Genomic DNA, 19,593 nt, shown 5'->3' on the forward strand with positions numbered 1-19,593 from the left:
AACCCATGATCCGACTTGAAAGTATCCTGACCCCCGGCCGTTCCCTGGTGAACGTGCCGGGCGGCAGTAAAAAGAAAGCCCTCGAACAAATTGCCAACCTTATCCACAAAGAAGTGCCGGATCTGGAGATGCAAGATGTCTTCGAGGCGCTGATTGCCCGTGAAAAACTCGGCTCCACCGGTTTTGGCAACGGCATCGCTATTCCACACTGCCGTCTCAAGGGGTGTGTATCGCCCATCAGTGCATTGATGCACCTGGACGCCCCAATCGATTTCGACGCCATCGACGGCGCGCCGGTTGACCTGCTGTTCGTTCTGCTGGTCCCGCAAGCCGCTACCGATGCGCACCTTGAGCTGCTGCGACAGATCGCCAGCATGCTTGACCGCAAGGACGTTCGCGAAAAACTGCGTAATGCCGCAAGCAACGAAGCCCTGTATCAGGTTGTCCTGGACGAGCAAAACGGTCAGTAATCATGCGCTTGATCATCGTCAGTGGCCGTTCCGGCTCGGGTAAAAGCACCGCCCTCAATGTTCTTGAGGACAACGGCTACTACTGCATCGACAATCTGCCTGCCGGCCTGCTGCCGGAACTGGCCGAACGAGCGTTGATTCATACCGAGCTGATGCAGCCGCTGGTGGCCGTTTCCATTGACGCCCGCAACCTGCCCAGCCACCTGTCACGCTTCCCCGAACTGCTCGAAGAAGTCCGCAGCCGCCACATCCAGTGCGATGTCCTGTACCTGGATGCCGACGAAGAAACCCTGCTCAAGCGCTTCTCGGAAACCCGCCGGCGTCACCCCCTGACCAACGCCAACCGCTCGCTGGCCGAAGCCATCAACGTCGAGAGCGTCCTGCTCGGGCCGATTGCCGACCTCGCCGATCTCAAGATCAACACCACCAGCCTGAACCTCTATCAACTGCGCGACACCATCAAGCTGCGCCTGTTGAACCAGCCAGAACCCGGTACTGCGTTCCTGGTGGAGTCCTTCGGGTTCAAGCGTGGCATGCCGGTGGACGCCGACCTGGTGTTCGATGTGCGTTGCCTGCCCAACCCTTACTGGAAACCGGAATTGCGCGAGCAGTCCGGACTCGATCAACCGGTTGCCGACTACCTGGCGGCACAACCGGATGTCGAAGAGATGTTCCAGGACATTTCCACATACCTGCTAAAGTGGCTGCCTCGTTTTGCCGCCAGCAACCGCGCCTACGTCACCATTGCCATTGGCTGCACTGGCGGACATCACCGCTCCGTCTACCTGACCGAGCGCCTGGGGCAGGCGCTGCAAAAATCCCTGAAGAACGTCCAGGTTCGCCACCGCGACCTCAGCTAAAGGATTCACATCGCGATGCCTGCTCTGGAAATCGAAATCATCAACAAGTTGGGTCTGCATGCCCGGGCGTCTGCAAAATTCGTCGGAGTCGCCGGCCAGTTCAAGGACTGTACGATCAGGGTAGGACGCACACCTGAATCCACAGTCGATGGCAAAAGCATCATGGCCATGATGATGCTCGCTGCCGGTAAGGGCACCAAAATTCATCTGAGCACGGAAGGCGAGCAGGAACAGGAAGCGATGGACGCGCTGGTAGCCCTGATCAATAACTACTTCGACGAAGGCGAGTAAAGATCAAAATCAAAAGATCGCAGCCTGCGATCTTTTCAGGCCAGCGCCGTATCCATCACCATCATCAAGCAGAACCCCATCAGCAGCCCGAGGCTGGCAAGCTTGTCATGACCGTTGCGGCGCGACTCGGGAATGACTTCGTGGGTTACCACCAGCAACATCGCCCCTGCCGCCAGCGCCAACCCCAAAGGCAGCAGCAGCTCGGCCAGGCTCACAAGCCAGGCGCACACCAGCGCGAACACCGGTTCGACCAACCCTGATGCGGCACCGATCAGGAATGCCTTGACCCGAGACATCCCTGCCCCGGCCAATACCAATGCGATGACCAACCCTTCCGGCACGTCCTGCAAGGCAATGCCCATGGCCAGGCTGTCAGCCTCAGGCATGCCGCCGCCGGCAGAAACACCGACCGCCATGCCTTCCGGGATGTTGTGGGCGATGATGGCAAACACGAACAGCCAGATGCGCGGAGCAATGACCGGTCGCTCCAGGGTGCCGACCAGCCTGTCCGGGCTGACGCCGGAGACCTTCCGATCCACCAGGAACAACCCGAACGCGCCGAGCATAATGCCGAAGCTGATCAGCCCACTGGCCGCCCAAGGCGACAGTCCAAGCCCTTCGGCGGCAGAGATGCCCGGGACGATCAGCGAAAATGCCGTCGCCGCGAGCATCACGCCAGCGCCAAAGCCAAGCAAAGTGTCGCTGAGCACCTGCGGCATGCGCCGAATCACCAACACCGGTACCGCACCCAGCGCGGTACCCAGGGCGCAGATTGCACCGCCCTGCAGTGCGCGCAGCAACCTCGGCTCAAGGTCGAGCCATGCCAATCCATGGACAACCAATAGGCTCATGCCCGCCAGCAGTAACAGCGATCCAGACGCGTAACGAAACAGCCGTCCACTTCCAATCGCCAGTGTTTCAGTGCCCATAGCCCAGCCCTGGATGGTTTTTATGGAGGACTTAAACCAGTGCGGCCTGATAGCGCGCAGCGACTTGCGGCCAATTGATCACGTTGTAGAACGCGCTGATGTATTCAGGACGGCGGTTCTGATAGCGCAGGTAATAGGCATGCTCCCAGACGTCGAGGCCCAGAATCGGCGTATTGCCGCTCATTAACGGGCTGTCCTGGTTACCGCTGCTTTCCACTACCAGGGTCTTTTGCGCAGTGACGCTGAGCCAGGCCCAGCCACTGCCGAAGCGGGTCAACGCAGCCTTGGTGAAGGCTTCCTTGAAACTGTCGAGTCCGCCCAATTGCTCATCGATAGCCTTGGCCAGCGCGCCTTCGGGTTTCCCTCCGCCGCCGGGCGTCATGACGTCCCAGAACAACGAATGGTTGGCGTGGCCGCCTCCCTGATTGATCACCGCCGTGCGCAGTTTTTCCGGCAGTTGCTGAACGGCAGACACCAGCTTCTCCACGGGCCACTCGGCATACTCGGTGCCCTCGACGGCCGCGTTGAGGTTGTTGATGTAGGTCTGGTGATGTTTGGTGTAGTGGATCTCCATGGTCTGCGCATCGATGTACGGTTCCAGGGCGTCGTAGGCGTAGGGCAAGGCAGGCAAGCTAAAAGCCATGTTCAATGGACTCCATGATGATGAGGTACAGGCGAAGCGGCATCGATGTGCAACAGTCGATGGGTACGTGGATATTCGCCGTGCTCACTGATGAAATTCAGCAGCTCGACGTAGGTCTTGCTGCTCTGGCGCAACGCGGCTTCACGCAATGTTTGTGGTAGTCGCGGGTCCTGCATGGCCTGCAACAGCCGTTGGTGGATGGCACACAGGTATTCGGCGCTCTCCTCCGGCTGGTTCAGGCGCAAGTGCAGGTCCGCCAGGTTGTGATGGGAGATCACGCAAGCTGCCACCGCTTCGTCGGCATCCGCCCAGCGCTCGAACAGCACCTGGGCCAGGGCCAATGCCTGCAGATACGCCTCGCGGGCATCGACCAGTTCACCCTGCATGAAAAAGCGATTGGCTCTTTCGATCGTGCGTTTCCAGTGCTCCATGGTGCGCCTCCCAAGCGGCAGCGGGGCTTAAACGCCGCCCGCGGTGAGTTTTTCCGGGTTGAGCAACTCTTCCAGCTGGCCGCGCGACAGGTCGGTGTGTTCCAACGCGACGTCAATCACCGGCCGACCTTGCTGATAGGCCTTCTTGGCAATCTCGGCAGCTTTCTGGTAACCGATGATCGGGTTGAGCGCGGTGACCAGAATCGGGTTGCGCGACAGCGCTTCCTTGATCCGGCCCTCATTGACCTTGAAGCTGGCAATCGCCTTGTCCGCCAGCAGGCGGCTGGAATTGGCCAGTAACTCGATACTGTTCAGCAGGTTCTGGGCGATGATCGGCAGCATCACGTTCAGTTCGAAGTTGCCCGACTGACCGGCAATGGTGATCACGCTGTCGTTGCCGATGACCTGAGCCGCGACCATCGCGGTGGCCTCCGGAATGACCGGATTGACCTTGCCCGGCATGATCGAAGAGCCCGGTTGCAAGGCTTCCAGTTCGATCTCGCCAAGGCCGGCCAGCGGGCCGGAGTTCATCCAGCGCAGGTCGTTGGCGATTTTCATCAGCGACACGGCAGTCGCCTTCAGTTGCCCGGAGACCGCGACGGCGGTGTCCTGAGAGCCAATGAGCGCGAACAGGTCCTTGCCCGGCTGGAACTGAACCCGGGTCAATGTGCTCAGCTGCTGGCTGAAGCGCGCCGCGAACTCGGGGTGGGCGTTGACGCCCGTACCCACCGCCGTGCCGCCCTGTGCCAGGGATTGCAGGCTTGGCTGCAATCCTTGCAGCAGGCCGATGTTGTCCTTGAGCTGTTGCGCCCAACCGTTGAGCACCTGACTCATGCGCACCGGCATCGCGTCCATCAGGTGCGTACGCCCGGTCTTGACGTGGTGATGAACCTGTCCGGCCTTGCGCTCGATGACCTGCACCAGGTGCGTCAGCGCCGGCAACAATTGCTCATGCAACGCCAGCGCCGCACTGACGTGGATAGTGGTCGGAATAATGTCGTTGCTGCTTTGGCCACAGTTGACGTGATCGTTGGGGTTCACCGCCTCGCCGAGCAAGCGGCTGGCCAGCGTGGCGATCACTTCGTTGGCGTTCATGTTGGAACTGGTGCCCGAACCGGTCTGGAAGACATCCACCGGAAAGTGCTGCATGAAATCGCCTTCAAGCAGGCCTTGGGCCGCATCGACAATGGCCTTGCCCTGGGCTTCGCCGATCTGCTTGAGCTCGATGTTGGCGCGGGCCGCCGCGGCCTTGGCCAGGATCAGCGCGCGAATGAACTGCACGGGCATCGGCTTGCCGCTGATCGGGAAGTTATCCACCGCACGTTGAGTCTGTGCGCCGTAGAGGGCGTCTTCCGGGACCTGAAGCTCGCCCATGCTGTCGCGCTCAATACGTGTCTTGTTCATCAGAAAGTCCTTGCACCAGTTCAGTAAGAGGAATCGAGGGCCGCAACTCACAGGTCGCGAGTTGCCAGGTGTAGCTCTGCCAGCGCTTGAGGCGGCATTTGCACAAAGAGAGGCGTTCCAGCTCGCGCAGCGGGCGCCAGGCCTGGTCAAGACAGTAAGTGCGCCAATGCCACGGCAGCGCGACATCAGCGGCGGTGTCGAGTAACAAACGGAAGGAGGTTTCGGCGACGGTCCAGGGTGAGGTTGCCGTGCAGGCCGCCAGATACCGGCCTTCGGCCAGGTAGTGGTCGATCAGGCGAGGCTCATCGGGATTCATCGCGCAACGGATCTGGCGACTCATCCAGCGCCAGCTTTCGAGGTAAGGCAGCTCGTGCAAGACACTACTCATGATCCGGGCCCATTCGGTAATGAGATTTATTATTATATGATAATGAGAACCAAAACAAGCCGTGAAGACAGGTTACCCCTGTGGGAGCGGGCTTGCTCGCGAAGAGGGAGTGTCAGTCAACATCACTTCAACTGACACACCGCCTTCGCGAGCAAGCCCGCTCCCACAGGGGATCTGTGTTGTGGTCAAAAAAAACGCGCCACCCGATGGGTGGCGCGCCTTTTGTGTAACAGGGAGGCTCAGCTGCCCGCCACCGTCATCCGCTCGATCAGCACCGAGCCTGTACGAATGTTGCTACGCAACTCAAGATCATTCCCCACGGCCACGATCTGCTTGAACATGTCGCGCATGTTGCCGGCGATGGTCACTTCCTGGACCGCGAACTGGATTTCGCCGTTCTCGACCCAGAAACCCGCCGCGCCGCGGGAATAGTCACCGGTCACCATGTTCAGGCCCTGCCCCATCAATTCAGTCACCAGCAAACCGCGCCCCATGCGCCGCAGCAAGGCCGCCTGGTCTTCTTCGCCATGGGTGACGAACAGGTTGTGCACGCCGCCGGCATTGGCGGTGCTCGGCATGCCGAGCTTGCGGCCGGAGTAGGTGCCGAGGATGTACGACACCAACTCGCCTTTTTCGACGAACGGTTTGGCGTAGGTTGCCAGACCATCACCATCGAACGCCGCGCTGCCCATGGCACGCATCAAGTGTGGGCGCTCGTCGATGGTCAACCACTCCGGAAACAGCTTCTGCCCCAGCGTGCCTTCAAGGAAGGACGACTTGCGATACAGGCTGCCGCCGGAAATCGCCGACAGGAAACTGCCGAACAGGCCGCCCGCCAACTCTGCGGAAAACAGCACCGGCACCTCGCAGGTCGGCACCGGGCGCGCGCCCAGGCGGCTCGCCGCCCGTTGCGCGGCGCGCTGGCCGATGCTCACCGGATCGGCCAGCAAGTTGCCCTGACGGTTCACGTCGTACCAGTAATCACGCTGCATCTGCCCGTCGGCCTCGGCGATCATCACGCAGCTGAGGCTGTGGCGAGTCGACGCATAACCACCGATAAACCCGTGACTGTTGCCATAAACGCGGCAGCCCTGATGGGTGCTGAGGGTGGTACCGTCGGCGTTCTTGATCCGGCTGTCGGCGGCAAACGCTGCGGCTTCACAGGCCAGGGCCTGCTCGATGGCTTGCTCCGGCGTGATGTCCCACTGATGAAACAGGTCGAAATCCTGAAGATCCCGCGCCATCAACGCGGCATCCGCCAGGCCGGAGGCTTCGTCTTCGGAGGTGTGTTTGGCGATAGCCAGAGCAGCGGCCACCGTTTCGCGAATCGCTTCCGGACCGCTGGCCGACGTGCTGGCCGAGCCCTTGCGCTGGCCTACGTACAGGGTGATGCCAAAACCCTGGTCGCGGTTGAATTCGACCGTTTCGACTTCACGCTGGCGCACCGACGTCGAAAGGCCCTGCTCCAGGGAGACGGCCACTTCACAGGCGCTGGCCCCCTGGCGCCTGGCTTCAGCGATGATCTGCTCGACCTGTTCCTGCAGTGCCGGCAATGCTTGTGGGCCGACGCTTTCAACTGCACTCATGCTGTTCTCCACTCAAATTCTGCTTTCGGTAACGGTCATCGAGCGACCGGGCCGGACAAGCGGCCCCCGACTGGTTATCATGGCGGCGTTTCTTTGCGGACTGCCACCATGGTTGATTCTTACGACGACTCCCTCGATACGGGAGAAAAAAGCAAATCCCAGGTCAAACGCGAGCTGCATGCTCTGGTTGACCTCGGCGAGCGCCTTACAACGCTCAAGCCTGACTTGCTCAACAAACTGCCATTGACCGACGGATTGCGCCGGGCCCTGGCCGATGCACCCAAGCACACCGCGAACATCGCGCGTAAACGGCACCTTCAGTTCATCGGCAAACTGATGCGCGATCAGGACACTGACGCGATTCTGGTTCTGCTCGATCAACTCGATGCCTCCACCCGTCAATACAACGAACGCTTCCATAACCTGGAACGCTGGCGCGATCGTCTGATTGCCGGTGACGACGCCGTGCTGGAAAAATTCGTCGTCGAATACCCCGACGCGGATCGCCAGCAACTGCGCTCCCTGATCCGTCAGGCCCAGCATGAGGTTGCGCAAAACAAGCCTCCTGCTTCCAGCCGTAAAATCTTCAAGTACATCCGTGAGCTGGACGAGACTCAACGCGGACTGCGTTAAGTCATCGCAGCCCTTGTAGGTGCTGCCGAAGGCTGCGATCTTTGCTTTTTAAAGATCAAAAGATCGCAGCCTTCGACAGCTCCTGCAAAGGCGGTGTATCTCCTTACGACCCCGTGCCACCCACGGTGATCGCATCAATCTTCAGCGTTGGCTGGCCGACACCCACCGGCACCGACTGCCCATCCTTGCCACATGTGCCCACGCCGCTGTCCAGCGACAGATCATTTCCGACCATCGACACCTTGCTCATGGCTTCCGGCCCGTTGCCGATCAGGGTCGCGCCCTTGACCGGAGCGGTAATCTTGCCGTCCTCGATCAGGTACGCCTCGCTGGTGGAGAACACGAACTTGCCGCTGGTGATGTCCACCTGACCGCCGCCGAGGTTGGCGCAATAAATGCCGCGTTTCACCGAGGCGATGATTTCTTGCGGATCGCTTTCACCGGCGAGCATGTAGGTGTTGGTCATGCGCGGCATCGGCAGGTGCGCGTAAGACTCGCGACGACCGTTGCCGGTGCGGGCCACACCCATCAAGCGGGCGTTGAGCTTGTCCTGCATGTAGCCCTTGAGTACGCCGTTTTCGATCAGCGTGGTGCACTCTGTCGGCGTACCCTCGTCATCGACGCTCAACGAACCGCGACGACCGGCCAGGGTGCCGTCATCGACGATGGTACATAGCCTGGAGGCCACCATCTCGCCCATGCGACCGCTATAAGCCGAACTGCCCTTGCGGTTGAAGTCGCCTTCCAGACCATGACCGACGGCTTCGTGCAGCAGCACGCCCGACCAGCCGGAGCCGAGTACCACCGGCAAGGTACCGGCAGGAGCCGGAATGGCTTCAAGGTTGACCAGCGCCTGGCGCAACGCTTCACGGGCATAACCCATGGCGCGATCCTCAGCGAGGAAATAACGGTAATCGGTCCGACCGCCGCCGCCATGACCGCCGCGCTCGCGGCGACCGTTCTGCTCGACGATCACGCTGACGTTGAAACGCACCAGCGGACGTACATCCGCCGCCAGGCCACCGTCGGTGGACGCCACCAGAATCCGCTCCCAGACACCGGCCATGCTCACGGTGACCTGCTGGATACGTGGGTCAAGTGCCCGGGTCGCGGCGTCGACGCGCTTGAGCAAATCGACCTTTTCGGCACGGGTCAGCACTTCCAGGGGGTTGTCCGGCGCATACAGCTGCGCGACATCCTGGCTGGTGAATGCCTGCACCGTACCGTGCTGCCCGGCCCGGGAAATCGAACGGGCGGCACGCGCCGCCGCGCCCAAGGCTTCAAGGGTGATGGCATTGCTGTAGGCAAAACCGGTTTTCTCACCCGATTGCGCACGCACACCGACACCCTGGTCAAGGTTGAAGCTGCCTTCCTTGACGATGCCGTCTTCCAGCGCCCAGGACTCGGAGATCTGCCCCTGGAAATACAGGTCGGCGGCATCGATGCCCGGCCCGGCCAGATCGCCGAGCACGCCTTGCAGGCTCTCGATCGTGACGCCACCGGGCGCCAGCAGGTGTTCACTGACTGAGGACAACAACTCGCTCATATGCTTTACGCCTTAAATTCGTGTTTCTGATGCAGGCCGCTGGGCGCCCTGCGAGAAAAAGCGCCGGTGACTGGACACCGGCATCCGCGCCCGGATGGACGCCTGTTCGCTGCTGTCGCGTTCGGCCAGCAGCACGGCCTCGCCTTGATCCTGTTGTGCCAGCACACGCCCCCACGGGTCGACGATGGCGGCATGCCCGAAGGTTTCCCGCGGCCCCGGATGCGTGCCGCCCTGGGCAGCCGCGAGCACATAACATTGGGTCTCGATGGCCCGCGCACGAATCAGCACATCCCAATGCGCCGCGCCGGTCACCGCCGTGAAGGCCGAGGGCGCGGTAATCAGTTCCGCGCCGGCAGCGCGCAGTTCACTGTACAGCTCGGGAAAGCGCAGGTCATAGCAGACCGTCAGACCGACCCGGCCAACCGGTGTGTCCGCCACGACCACGCCGCTGCCATAAGCATAGTCATCGGACTCACGGTAACGGCCACGATTGTCCGCCACGTCCACGTCAAACAGGTGCAGCTTGTCGTAGCGCGCCACTGTTTCGCCATGATCATCGATCAGCAACGAACAGGCGTGCGCCTTCGCCGTCGGTTGATCCACCGGCGGCAACGGCAACGTGCCGGCCACTATCCATAACTTGAGGTCGCGTGCGGTCTGTTTCAACCAGGGCAGGATCGGGCCTTCGCCCAGCGCTTCGGCGCGCCCGATGTCGGCAACGTCGCGCCGGCCCATGGCGGCGAAATTTTCCGGCAATACCGCGAGTTTCGCGCCGCCGGCCGCCGCTTGTTCGAGCAGTCGACGGGCCTGGTCCAGATTGGTCAGCACATCGCTCTGGCTGACCATTTGAATCACCGCTACAGACATGGCCTTTTCCTTATTGAAATCAACACAGACCTTGTAGGAGCGAGCTTGCTCGCGATGGACGTGAACGATGACGCAGGCTGTCTGAAAAAACGCGTCGTATTCAAACTCATCGTCGGAACGCCGCCCGGAGCAAGCTCGCTCCTACAGGGGGGCGAGCCGCAATGGCCATGCTACTCCATAGGCCCGAAGTATGGTTTTTCAAAAAGCCTTGTCGAAGGTGATTTTCGGTTCTTTCCACGGCCCTTTGACGCTGTACTTCACACTGGCGAAACGGGAGACCCGGTCACCGATCAGCTTGTCGATCAGGAACAGTGCCCCGCCGACCGCCGGCGCACCGACGATCAGCGCGGCAATCGGCAGGTTATTGGTCACCGGCAAGGTCACCATCAGTTTCGCATCGATCTGATCGGCCACCATGTTCAGCGTGCCATCGAGTTCGATGGTGCTCGATGGGCCAGTCAGCTGGATCGGTTGACGGGTGACATACACACCATTCGTCCCGACCAGCAGCCCCTTGACCCGGTCATAACTCAGGCCTTTGCCGAACAGGTCGGAGAAGTCCAGGCGCAGCCGCCGGCCGATGGAGTTGAAGTTGAGCAAACCAAACACCCGCAGGGCCTGGGCACTGCCTTCGACTTCGACGAACTGGCCCTGATTGAGTGTCGCATCGAGCGAGCCGGAGAAACGCTTGGTCGCCACCCAGGCCGGCGAGCCGGGCCAGCGGCCATCGACATCCATATAAAAGTCCCGGCTGGTGACGCTCGGCGCAAACCCCCAGCCCTTGAGCACATCGGCCAGGTTCTTGCCGCTGATGCGGCCCTTGTACCAGCTGTTGCTGGCGCCCGGCACGCCTTCCCAGCCACCACTGCCCACCAGCAACATGCCCTTGAGTCCCAGATCCAGCGAGTTGAACACAATGCCGCTGGCCGTCGGACGAACCTTCAGCGACCAGGCACCGACCAGATCCTGGCCCTGGAATAACTGATTGATCGTGATGTCCATCGCGGGGATTTTCGTCGGGTCGACCGACGCCAGCGGATCCGGCGAGTTTTCATCGGCCAGTACGGTCGGGTCCGGTGCCGGCAGGCGCACGGTTTGCAGATTGATCGCGATTGGCGTGGCCTTCGAATCGGGCAGGTTGGCGCTGCCCTTGATCTGCTCGCTGTCGAGTTGCAGCGCCCAGGCGGAAGGTTTGCGCGCCAGCTGGATCGAAGCCTGATCAAGCGTGGTGCCGATACCGCTGAGCTTGCCCACCTTGAAATCCGCACCGCTGAGCAATTGCTTGGCGCTGCCGCCGGGGTCCTGCCCGGCGTATTTATCCACCAGATCCTTCCACGGGCCTACGTCCAGCTCAGACAACACGCCCCGTACCCGCAGGCCTTTGGTACCCGGCAATACGGCCTCGCCGCCGCCGAGGAACAAGTCCCCGCGACCCTCGGCGAAATTGCTGGCCGGGGCCGCAAACGTGAAACTCGCCAGATCTCCGTAGTTGACCCAATAGCGCCGCTCGTCGCCCTGCAACGTCATGCGAAACGTCGTGTCGCGCCCGGCATCGGCGGCCATGCCGAAGGGCGCAGGCAAATCGACCGCCACGCCCTTGAGGTTGGAGTTGACCTGCAATTGGCTGTCGGGGCCATCGAGGGTCAGTTGCAGGTGATAAGGGATCACGCCACTCACCGGCAGAGGCTGGGTCACCTTCAGCCAGTCGGTCAGTTTCTTGACCTCGACCTGGCCCGACGCAGTCACCCGGGTATTGAGCTTACCCGGGCTGCCATCGGCAAAAATCTGTGCAGTGACCGGCTTGTCGAATGCCCGGGCGCTGATGTTATGCCCGCTCAGGCCTTTGGCGCTGTCGAAACGGAAGTCACCTTTGAGCTGGGTCAACTCCAGCACCGGTTCGACCAGTTTCAAGCGTGCCTTGGCGGTCTTGAAGTCGACGAGGATCTTCGGTTCCTCGCCTTTTGCCAGCGGAATATCCAGCTTCAACTTGCCTGTCAGATCACCCTCGCCTTCCCAGCCGGCAAAAGTCGCCCCGGTGCCTATCGGCGCTTCCTGAAGGATTTTCAGGCCATCGCCCAAACCACCGGCAAATCCGCCATCGAGGAACAAATGAACGTTCTGCCCGGCAGGCGCATGGGGAATGTTGACGTAAATATCGCTGACCTGGGTGTCGAGCAACTGGCCTTTGCTGGCCAGGATCCGCACGCCGCTGTCTTCGACAAACACATCGCCGCTGACCTTGCTGACATGGGGCCAGCCCGGCTGGAAGGCCAGCTCGGCATCGTGAACCTTGAAGTACAGGCTGATGCTGCGATCGACGTCTGCGGCACCGTGGCTGAGCGACCCTTGATACTGGAAGAAGCCTTGATCCACCGCACCCTTGAGAATCGCCGTGCGCAGCCATTCATCCAGCGCCGGGCTGAGGACTGCCGGCAGGTACTTGGCGGTGTAGCGACCGTCGCCGTCCACCAGGCCAACCCGCAGGTCCATGTAGTCTTCCTGGGTGTCATCGAAATGCAGGCGAATCAGGAAGTCACCGGCAATCTTGCCCTCCTCACCCAGCACCTTCAGATACGGCGCAATCAGAGTGAAGCCTTCTTTGTCGAGTTTCCAGGTCAGCTGCGCATTGGCCTGAATGTACTGCCATGGCTTGGCGAAAATCGGGTCCAGGTGCAGCATGAAATCCTTGCTGTCCATACGCAGTTCGCCGTGCCCCAGGTCACCGCTGATGCTGCCGCTGACATTTCGCGCCGCCGGCGCACCGTGATAGGCATCGAAACCCACCTGGTCGAGGTTGGCGGCAAAGCTGAACTTGCTGTCGTCGGTGGCATTGGGTCGCACGTCGATCAATACATTGCGCAGTCCGCCCTTCACCTTGAGCCGCTCGACAACGGTGGCAAAGCCTTGCGGAAACGGCGCCAGGGCATTGAGCAGCGGCGTGAGCGGGGTCAGGTCGACCCGGTCGGCCTGTAGATGCCAGAGTTCTTCGGTCTTGTCGGTGGCGGCGCTTTGCTTGAGCTGCAAATGCGTTTCCCAGCGGACGTCGCCGAGGTTCATTGCCAGGGAATCCAGGGTCACCTGCATGCCTTCGGCACTGCGCTGGAAGTAACCATTGAGCGCCAGGTTGTTGATCTGGATCGGCTTGCGCTCGGCGTAGGCGCCCTTGAGTTGTGGCGCGTTCAAGCGCACTGCAGCGCTTTGCAAGACGCCTTTGCCCCAGGTCAGCCAAAGCTCGCCGCCGGCCTTGATCTCGGAGAAATTCCATTGCTGGCTGACGCGCTCGGGAAGCCACTTCGACCAGTCGCTTTGCGGCAGGCTCAGGTAGAACTCGGCTTCACCGTCCTGCCATTGGCTGGCTCGAATGCGGGTACGCAGGCTCATGGCCACAGGCTGGCCGTCGGGCAGGGTCAGGCGGGCGTCGAGCCGCTGCCGTGACGCACCGGTTTTCAGATTCAGGCCGACATAGGTCAGGGTCAGCGGCGACTGTGCAAACGGCTGCAAGGTCACCTGGCTGTCGAGTACCGACAGTTGCTGGATCATCTGCATGCGATCGAGCAACTGTTGCGGATCGATCGGTTGATCCTGTTGCACCGGCAAACCTTCGAGCGCCCATTGACCGTCGTCGCCCTCCTTGACGCTGATCTTCAGGCCGCTGAGTTCCAGATGAGCGATGCGCACCTCACGTGCCAGCAGACTGGCCCAAAGGTCCGGCACCGCGCGCACCTGATCCAGGTGCAGGGCATTGGCGCCTTCGCCGACGGTCACGTCGTGCGCCATCAATATGGGGGCGAATCCACGCCAGTTGCCTTCCAGTTCGCCGATTTGCAGCGGCATGCCCAAGGCATCGCTGGCTTTGGTTTCGATTTCGGCACGGTACTCGGCGACTAGCGGAGTCAGCTCCCGGCCAAGGCTGACGTAGAGCGCCATCAGCACCAAAACCAACGCGCACAGGCCCAGACCCCAGCGGGTCAGTGCGGCCAAAATGCGTGTCAGACGGTCCATGTCAGATGGCCCCCATGGCAAAAGTCTTGCAAAAAGCTGAGGCCAGCCATTCTCGAAAAATCACAACGAAACGCTTCAGAGCAGCACCACGTCGTATTGTTCCTGGGAATACATGGTTTCGACCTGGAATCGGATAGTGCGCCCGATAAACCCTTCCAGCTCGGCGACGTTGCCTGACTCTTCGTCGAGCAGGCGGTCGACAACTTTCTGGTTTGCCAATACACGATAGCCCTCCGCCTGATAGGCGCGAGCCTCACGCAGGATTTCACGAAAGATTTCGTAGCACACGGTTTCCGGCGTCTTGAGCTTGCCGCGGCCCTGACAGGCGTTGCACGGCTCGCACAAGACCTGTTCAAGGCTTTCGCGGGTGCGCTTGCGGGTCATCTGCACCAGGCCCAACTCGGTGATACCGATGATGTTGGTCTTGGCGTGATCGCGCTCCAGTTGCTTCTCGAGCGTGCGCAGCACCTGGCGCTGGTGCTCTTCATCTTCCATGTCGATGAAGTCGATGATGATGATTCCGCCGAGGTTGCGCAGGCGCAATTGACGGGCAATGGCCGTCGCGGCTTCGAGGTTGGTCTTGAAGATGGTTTCTTCGAGGTTGCGATGGCCGACGAACGCCCCGGTATTGACGTCGATGGTGCTCATGGCTTCCGCCGGGTCAACCACCAGATATCCGCCGGACTTGAGCGGAACCTTGCGTTCGAGGGCCTTCTGGATTTCGTCTTCGACGCCATACAGGTCGAAAATCGGCCGCTCGCCCGGGTAATGCTCCAGACGGTCGGCAATCTCCGGCATCAATTCGGCGACGAATTGCGTGGTCTTCTGGAAAGTTTCCCGGGAGTCGATGCGGATCTTCTCGATTTTCGGGCTCACCAGGTCACGCAGGGTGCGCAGCGCCAGACCGAGGTCTTCGTAGATCACGCTGGGCGCGCTGATGGTTTTGATCTGGGCGCTGATCTGATCCCAGAGCCTTCGCAGGTAGCGGATGTCCATGAGGATTTCATCGGCGCCGGCGCCTTCGGCTGCCGTACGCAGGATGAAACCGCCGGCCTCCTTGATACCTTCTTTGGCCACGCAATCGGTGACCACTTGCTTGAGGCGTTCGCGCTCGGCTTCGTCTTCGATCTTCAGGGAAATCCCGACATGGGCCGTGCGCGGCATGTACACCAGGTAGCGCGAAGGGATCGACAGCTGAGTGGTCAGGCGTGCGCCTTTGGAACCGATCGGGTCCTTGGTCACTTGCACCACCAGGCTCTGGCCTTCGTGCACCAGTGCGCTGATGCTCTCGACCGCCGGGCCTTCGCGCAGGGAAATTTCCGACGCATGAATGAACGCCGCACGGTCCAGGCCGATATCGACGAATGCCGCCTGCATCCCCGGCAATACCCGCACGACTTTGCCTTTATAGATGTTGCCGACGATCCCGCGCTTTTGCGTACGCTCGACGTGGACCTCTTGCAGGACACCGTTTTCGACCACCGCCACGCGCGACTCCATCGGCGTGATGTTGATCAGGATCTCTTCACTCATGGCAGGGTCTCGTTCAGGCATGTTCACGATAATGGCCGCATCTGTTCAGAACGTTGCTTAGTGTGCGTTCCGGGTTTGCCAACAGGGTATGCCGAAATGGCCGAGCAGTTCCGCGGTTTCGCAAAGCGGCAGTCCAACCACCGCTGAATAACTTCCATTGAGCCCGGCGACAAACACCGCACCCAGTCCTTGAATGCCATAACCGCCCGCCTTGTCCTGTGGTTCACCGCTGGCCCAGTAGGCCACGGCTTCATCACGACTGATATCCCGAAAACGCACGCGACTGGTGACAACCCGGGATTCGCAACGCTCGCCATCAAGTACCGCAATCGCGGTCAGGACTTCATGCTCACACCCTGACAACATCATCAGCATGGCGCAGGCATCCGCTTGATCAACCGGTTTGCCGAGAATTTTTCCATCAAGCACCACGGCGGTATCGGCACCGAGCACGCAGAACGGTTCGTCAGACACGACGCTGCCGCGCCCGGCCTCGGCCTTGCCGCGCGCCAGACGCTCGACATAGGTCGACGGGGATTCTTGATCTATAGGAGTTTCATCGATGTCCGCACTGACAGCGCAGAACGGAACGCCGATCTGCGTGAGCAATTCACGCCGGCGTGGCGAGCCAGAGGCGAGGTACAACCGTTTCATCAAGACCTCTCCCTGTCTAATGCCTGAGCGAATTAATTGATTTTGTAGCGTCGACGCAATCCGCGCAAACCGAAACTGATCCAGGGCCAGAGCAATGCACTGACCAGTGCCGGCAGCACCAGCGCCAGCGTCGGCTGACGATTGCCGGTCAAGGCACTGAGCCAGAGCTGTACAAGCTGGGCGAGGCCGAAGATCACCAGGATCACCAGACTCTGCTGCCACATCGGGAACATCCGCAAGCGTTGTTGCAGCGCCAGCACCAGATAGGTAATGAGCGTCAGGATCAAGGCATTCTGACCCAGCAAGGTACCGTAGAGCACGTCTTCAGCCAGCCCCAGGCAGAACGCCGTCACCATCCCGACGGTCTGCGGCAGGTTCAGCGCCCAGAATGCCAGCAACAAGGCCAGCCACAGCGGGCGCAGGATTTCCATGAATTGCGGCAGAGGTGAAACGCTCAGCAGCAGACCGACGGCGAACGTCAGCCAGACTATCCAGCCGTTTCGGGATGCTTTTACACCGCCCATTATTCTCTCCCCACTGGAGTGGCCGGCGCGGAGACTGGCGGTTTGGCGGCAGGCTTCGCGGCAGCGGGTTGCGCCGCCGGCGGTTTAGCCGCCGCAGGATGCGTGGCCGCAGGCTTGACTGGCGTGGTGGCTGGCTTGACGGGGGCAGTCGCTGCAGGCGCCGCCGTGGCAGGTATCGCCGGTGCGGCAGCCGGTGCAGCGGGGACCGCGGGGCTGACCAGTTTCGGAACCGTCGTCGGAATGGTCGGCCCACCGCCCTGTGCATCCAGGCTTTCCTGGGCCTGAGCGGCAGCGTTGACGCGCTCTTCGGCAGTCCGGTTGTCGCTGAATACCAGCAGCAAGTAGCGGCTGCGGTTCAAGGCGGCGGTGGGAACGGCTCGGACAATGGCAAACGGCTGGCCGGAATCGTGAACCACTTCCTTGACCGTCGCCACCGGGTACCCGGCCGGAAAACGTTGGCCGAGGCCGGAGCTGACCAGCAAGTCGCCTTCCTTGATGTCGGCGGTATCGGCCACATGCCGCAACTCGAGGCGCTCCGGGTTGCCGGTGCCACTGGCGATCGCCCGCAAACCGTTACGGTTCACCTGCACCGGAATGCTGTGGGTGGTGTCGGTCAGCAGCAGGACGCGAGAGGTGTAGGGCATCAACTCGACCACCTGGCCCATCAGGCCACGAGCGTCGAGTACCGGCTGACCGAGTACCACGCCGTCGCGCTCACCTTTATTGATGATGATGCGATGGGTGAAGGGGTTGGGGTCCATGCCGATCAACTCGGCCACTTCGACCTTCTCGTTGACCAGTGCCGAAGAGTTGAGCAACTCGCGCAGCCGCACGTTCTGCTCGGTCAGGGCGGCAAGCTTCTGCATGCGCCCCTGCAACAGCAGGTTCTCGGTCTTGAGTTTTTCGTTTTCGGCGACGAGTTCGGTCCGGCTGCCAAACTGACTGGCAACGCCGTCCCAGAGTCGTCCGGGCAGGTCGGTGATCCAGTAGGCGTCCATCAGCACCAGCGACATCTGGCTGCGTGCAGGCTTGAGCAGACTGAAACGGGCATCGACCACCATCAGCGCGACCGATAGCACGACCAGCACCAACAGGCGCACGCCCAGTGAAGGGCCCTTGGTGAAAAGCGGTTTAATAAGCCGCTCCTCCCAGGCAAATGTTCTGTTTATTCATACGGCAGCAATCCGGCCTGGATGCAGACTGACAGAAGATAAACGCGAACAGGCAGCACTGCAAAGTGCCGCCTGCGCGCTCAACAGCATAGAAGCGATCCGGCGACTTATTCGCTGGAAAGCAGGTCCATGGTGTGTTTATCCATCATTTCCAATGCACGGCCACCGCCGCGAGCAACGCAGGTCAGCGGGTCTTCGGCAACGATCACCGGCAGACCGGTTTCCTGGGCCAGCAACTTGTCCAGGTCACGCAGCAAGGCGCCACCACCGGTCAGTACCAGACCGCGCTCGGCGATGTCGGAAGCCAGTTCCGGAGGCGATTGCTCCAGGGCGCTTTTCACGGCCTGAACGATGGTTGCCAGGGACTCTTGCAAAGCTTCCAGCACTTCGTTGGAGTTCAGGGTGAATGCGCGTGGAACGCCTTCGGCCAGGTTACGGCCACGAACGTCGACTTCGCGAACTTCGCCGCCCGGGTAGGCCGTGCCGATTTCCTGTTTGATGCGCTCGGCGGTGGATTCACCGATCAGGCTGCCGTAGTTGCGACGCACATAGGTGATGATCGCTTCGTCGAAGCGGTCGCCGCCAACGCGGACGGATTCGGCGTAAACCACACCGTTCAGGGAGATCAGCGCGATTTCGGTGGTACCGCCACCGATATCCACGACCATCGAACCGCGGGCTTCTTCAACCGGCAGGCCGGCACCGATCGCAGCGGCCATTGGCTCTTCGATCAGGAACACTTCACGGGCACCGGCGCCAAGGGCCGATTCGCGGATGGCGCGACGCTCAACCTGGGTGGATTTGCATGGAACGCAGATCAACACACGCGGGCTAGGCTGCAGAAAGCTGTTTTCGTGAACCTTGTTGATAAAATACTGCAGCATTTTTTCGCACACGCTGAAGTCGGCGATTACGCCGTCCTTCATCGGACGAATGGCAGCAATGTTGCCCGGAGTACGGCCGAGCATGCGCTTGGCTTCGGTGCCGACAGCAACGACACTTTTCTGGTTACCGTGTGTCCGAATGGCCACAACGGAGGGCTCATTCAGGACGATACCGCGCTCGCGCACGTAAATAAGGGTGTTGGCAGTGCCCAGGTCAATGGAAAGATCGCTGGAAAACATGCCACGCAGTTTCTTGAACATGGGAAAGGGACCCTAGGCAACGCGTGGGTAAAAAAGTGCGGCAAACTCTAACAACGACAGGGATTTTGGGCAAGGCGCCAATATGTTAAATTGGACGCTTTTCTGTGCACCAAGCCCCACAATCGCGGCCTTATGACCGTAGAAGTGCGGTAGTGTTCCGACAATCTAACACACGGACGCAGTCCGTTTTGTTTTCCACTGGAGAATCCCAATGGCGCTAGAACGCTCCGACGTGGAAAAAATCGCTCATCTGGCCTGTCTGGGCCTCAATGATGCCGATCTTCCACACATCACTTCGGCCCTCAACAGCATTCTCGGGCTGGTCGACGAAATGCAGGCGGTCAATACCGACGGTATCGAACCGCTGGCCCACCCGCTGGAAGCAAGCCAGCGCCTGCGCGCGGACGTCGTGACCGAGACCAATAACCGCGAGGCCTACCAGTCCATCGCACCAGCGGTCGAAAACGGCCTGTACCTGGTTCCGAAAGTCATCGACTAAAGGGAAAGAGCCTGCA

19 protein-coding genes are annotated in these 19,593 nt (G+C 60.9%); 5 read left to right on the plus strand and 14 right to left on the minus strand.

What is annotated here, in order from left to right:
- The first annotated feature begins 5 nt into the window (after positions 1-5).
- The 3 genes from ptsN to BSF40_RS16700 are packed head-to-tail and all read left to right on the plus strand — an operon-like array spanning position 6 to position 1,621.
- A complete protein-coding gene (gene ptsN / locus BSF40_RS16690; RefSeq protein WP_007970260.1) occupies positions 6-470 on the plus strand; it encodes a PTS IIA-like nitrogen regulatory protein PtsN in 465 nt (154 codons plus the stop codon).
- Positions 471-472: 2 nt separating this feature from the next.
- Positions 473-1,330, plus strand: a complete 858-nt coding sequence (rapZ, locus tag BSF40_RS16695; protein WP_095965893.1) for an RNase adapter RapZ — start codon at positions 473-475, stop codon at positions 1,328-1,330.
- 15 nt (positions 1,331-1,345) lie between these two features.
- A complete protein-coding gene (locus BSF40_RS16700; protein ID WP_008018720.1) occupies positions 1,346-1,621 on the plus strand; it encodes an HPr family phosphocarrier protein in 276 nt (91 codons plus the stop codon).
- 35 nt (positions 1,622-1,656) lie between these two features.
- Here BSF40_RS16700 and BSF40_RS16705 read toward each other — a convergent pair whose 3' ends face one another.
- The 6 genes from BSF40_RS16705 to pmbA form a co-directional block, all read right to left on the minus strand.
- Positions 1,657-2,550 (minus strand): ZIP family metal transporter, encoded by an 894-nt coding sequence (locus BSF40_RS16705; protein WP_095965894.1) that lies wholly within the window; start codon positions 2,548-2,550, stop codon positions 1,657-1,659.
- A gap of 31 nt (positions 2,551-2,581) precedes the next feature.
- Positions 2,582-3,193 (minus strand): superoxide dismutase, encoded by a 612-nt coding sequence (locus BSF40_RS16710; protein ID WP_095965895.1) that lies wholly within the window; start codon positions 3,191-3,193, stop codon positions 2,582-2,584.
- Between the two features lie 2 nt (positions 3,194-3,195).
- Positions 3,196-3,624: a hypothetical protein gene (locus tag BSF40_RS16715; protein WP_095965896.1), complete on the minus strand. Its 429-nt coding sequence runs from the start codon at positions 3,622-3,624 to the stop codon at positions 3,196-3,198.
- Positions 3,625-3,651: 27 nt separating this feature from the next.
- Positions 3,652-5,028 carry an aspartate ammonia-lyase gene (locus BSF40_RS16720; RefSeq protein WP_095965897.1) on the minus strand — a complete coding sequence of 459 codons (1,377 nt, stop codon included), beginning with the start codon at positions 5,026-5,028 and terminating at the stop codon, positions 3,652-3,654.
- Entirely contained in the window at positions 5,009-5,416 is a 408-nt protein-coding gene (locus BSF40_RS16725) for a FagA protein (RefSeq protein WP_095965898.1), read from the minus strand. Before BSF40_RS16725 ends, BSF40_RS16720 begins: the two co-directional genes overlap by 20 nt.
- Positions 5,417-5,655: 239 nt before the next feature.
- Positions 5,656-7,002 (minus strand): metalloprotease PmbA, encoded by a 1,347-nt coding sequence (pmbA, locus tag BSF40_RS16735; RefSeq protein ID WP_095965900.1) that lies wholly within the window; start codon positions 7,000-7,002, stop codon positions 5,656-5,658.
- Positions 7,003-7,110: 108 nt separating this feature from the next.
- Here pmbA and yjgA point away from each other — a divergent pair, with 108 nt between their 5' ends.
- The gene (gene yjgA, locus BSF40_RS16740) at positions 7,111-7,635 is read left to right on the plus strand and encodes a ribosome biogenesis factor YjgA (protein ID WP_007970253.1); all 525 of its coding nucleotides are present in this window, start codon (positions 7,111-7,113) and stop codon (positions 7,633-7,635) included.
- A 103-nt stretch (positions 7,636-7,738) separates the two neighbouring features.
- Here yjgA and tldD read toward each other — a convergent pair whose 3' ends face one another.
- From tldD to mreB, 8 genes are all read right to left on the minus strand, one after another.
- Positions 7,739-9,181 carry a metalloprotease TldD gene (tldD, locus tag BSF40_RS16745; protein ID WP_095965901.1) on the minus strand — a complete coding sequence of 481 codons (1,443 nt, stop codon included), beginning with the start codon at positions 9,179-9,181 and terminating at the stop codon, positions 7,739-7,741.
- 12 nt (positions 9,182-9,193) lie between these two features.
- Positions 9,194-10,048, minus strand: coding sequence for a carbon-nitrogen hydrolase family protein (locus tag BSF40_RS16750; RefSeq protein WP_095965902.1), 855 nt, complete (start codon positions 10,046-10,048; stop codon positions 9,194-9,196).
- 198 nt (positions 10,049-10,246) lie between these two features.
- The gene (locus tag BSF40_RS16755) at positions 10,247-14,050 is read right to left on the minus strand and encodes a YhdP family protein (RefSeq protein WP_095965903.1); all 3,804 of its coding nucleotides are present in this window, start codon (positions 14,048-14,050) and stop codon (positions 10,247-10,249) included.
- A 75-nt stretch (positions 14,051-14,125) separates the two neighbouring features.
- Positions 14,126-15,583, minus strand: coding sequence for a ribonuclease G (gene rng, locus BSF40_RS16760; protein WP_007970246.1), 1,458 nt, complete (start codon positions 15,581-15,583; stop codon positions 14,126-14,128).
- A 57-nt stretch (positions 15,584-15,640) separates the two neighbouring features.
- Positions 15,641-16,237, minus strand: coding sequence for a nucleoside triphosphate pyrophosphatase (locus BSF40_RS16765; protein ID WP_095965904.1), 597 nt, complete (start codon positions 16,235-16,237; stop codon positions 15,641-15,643).
- 32 nt (positions 16,238-16,269) lie between these two features.
- Positions 16,270-16,761, minus strand: coding sequence for a rod shape-determining protein MreD (gene mreD, locus BSF40_RS16770; RefSeq protein ID WP_007970244.1), 492 nt, complete (start codon positions 16,759-16,761; stop codon positions 16,270-16,272).
- Positions 16,761-17,897 (minus strand): rod shape-determining protein MreC, encoded by a 1,137-nt coding sequence (mreC, locus tag BSF40_RS16775; RefSeq protein WP_095965905.1) that lies wholly within the window; start codon positions 17,895-17,897, stop codon positions 16,761-16,763. The genes mreD and mreC overlap by 1 nt, the downstream gene beginning before the upstream one ends.
- 143 nt (positions 17,898-18,040) lie before the next feature.
- Positions 18,041-19,078 carry a rod shape-determining protein MreB gene (mreB, locus tag BSF40_RS16780; RefSeq protein WP_002555108.1) on the minus strand — a complete coding sequence of 346 codons (1,038 nt, stop codon included), beginning with the start codon at positions 19,076-19,078 and terminating at the stop codon, positions 18,041-18,043.
- A gap of 211 nt (positions 19,079-19,289) precedes the next feature.
- Here mreB and gatC point away from each other — a divergent pair, with 211 nt between their 5' ends.
- Positions 19,290-19,577, plus strand: coding sequence for an Asp-tRNA(Asn)/Glu-tRNA(Gln) amidotransferase subunit GatC (gene gatC / locus BSF40_RS16785; RefSeq protein ID WP_007976465.1), 288 nt, complete (start codon positions 19,290-19,292; stop codon positions 19,575-19,577).
- Positions 19,578-19,593 lie beyond the last annotated feature (16 nt).

It is taken from the genome of Pseudomonas sp. ACN5, assembly GCF_002303975.1.
Lineage (GTDB): Bacteria > Pseudomonadota > Gammaproteobacteria > Pseudomonadales > Pseudomonadaceae > Aquipseudomonas > Aquipseudomonas laurylsulfatiphila.

What these genes read in the sequence shown, in the direction of transcription:
- rng (WP_007970246.1), bottom strand. Translation starts at nt 15,583, where the DNA reads ATGAGTGAAGAGATCCTGATCAACATCACGCCGATGGAGTCGCGCGTG.
- BSF40_RS16725 (WP_095965898.1), bottom strand. Translation starts at nt 5,416, where the DNA reads ATGAGTAGTGTCTTGCACGAGCTGCCTTACCTCGAAAGCTGGCGCTGG.
- ptsN (WP_007970260.1), top strand. Translation starts at nt 6, where the DNA reads ATGATCCGACTTGAAAGTATCCTGACCCCCGGCCGTTCCCTGGTGAAC.
- pmbA (WP_095965900.1), bottom strand. Translation starts at nt 7,002, where the DNA reads ATGAGTGCAGTTGAAAGCGTCGGCCCACAAGCATTGCCGGCACTGCAG.
- BSF40_RS16705 (WP_095965894.1), bottom strand. Translation starts at nt 2,550, where the DNA reads ATGGGCACTGAAACACTGGCGATTGGAAGTGGACGGCTGTTTCGTTAC.
- gatC (WP_007976465.1), top strand. Translation starts at nt 19,290, where the DNA reads ATGGCGCTAGAACGCTCCGACGTGGAAAAAATCGCTCATCTGGCCTGT.
- rapZ (WP_095965893.1), top strand. Translation starts at nt 473, where the DNA reads ATGCGCTTGATCATCGTCAGTGGCCGTTCCGGCTCGGGTAAAAGCACC.
- BSF40_RS16765 (WP_095965904.1), bottom strand. Translation starts at nt 16,237, where the DNA reads ATGAAACGGTTGTACCTCGCCTCTGGCTCGCCACGCCGGCGTGAATTG.
- tldD (WP_095965901.1), bottom strand. Translation starts at nt 9,181, where the DNA reads ATGAGCGAGTTGTTGTCCTCAGTCAGTGAACACCTGCTGGCGCCCGGT.
- mreB (WP_002555108.1), bottom strand. Translation starts at nt 19,078, where the DNA reads ATGTTCAAGAAACTGCGTGGCATGTTTTCCAGCGATCTTTCCATTGAC.
- BSF40_RS16755 (WP_095965903.1), bottom strand. Translation starts at nt 14,050, where the DNA reads ATGGACCGTCTGACACGCATTTTGGCCGCACTGACCCGCTGGGGTCTG.
- yjgA (WP_007970253.1), top strand. Translation starts at nt 7,111, where the DNA reads ATGGTTGATTCTTACGACGACTCCCTCGATACGGGAGAAAAAAGCAAA.
- BSF40_RS16720 (WP_095965897.1), bottom strand. Translation starts at nt 5,028, where the DNA reads ATGAACAAGACACGTATTGAGCGCGACAGCATGGGCGAGCTTCAGGTC.
- BSF40_RS16715 (WP_095965896.1), bottom strand. Translation starts at nt 3,624, where the DNA reads ATGGAGCACTGGAAACGCACGATCGAAAGAGCCAATCGCTTTTTCATG.
- BSF40_RS16700 (WP_008018720.1), top strand. Translation starts at nt 1,346, where the DNA reads ATGCCTGCTCTGGAAATCGAAATCATCAACAAGTTGGGTCTGCATGCC.
- mreD (WP_007970244.1), bottom strand. Translation starts at nt 16,761, where the DNA reads ATGGGCGGTGTAAAAGCATCCCGAAACGGCTGGATAGTCTGGCTGACG.
- BSF40_RS16750 (WP_095965902.1), bottom strand. Translation starts at nt 10,048, where the DNA reads ATGTCTGTAGCGGTGATTCAAATGGTCAGCCAGAGCGATGTGCTGACC.
- BSF40_RS16710 (WP_095965895.1), bottom strand. Translation starts at nt 3,193, where the DNA reads ATGGCTTTTAGCTTGCCTGCCTTGCCCTACGCCTACGACGCCCTGGAA.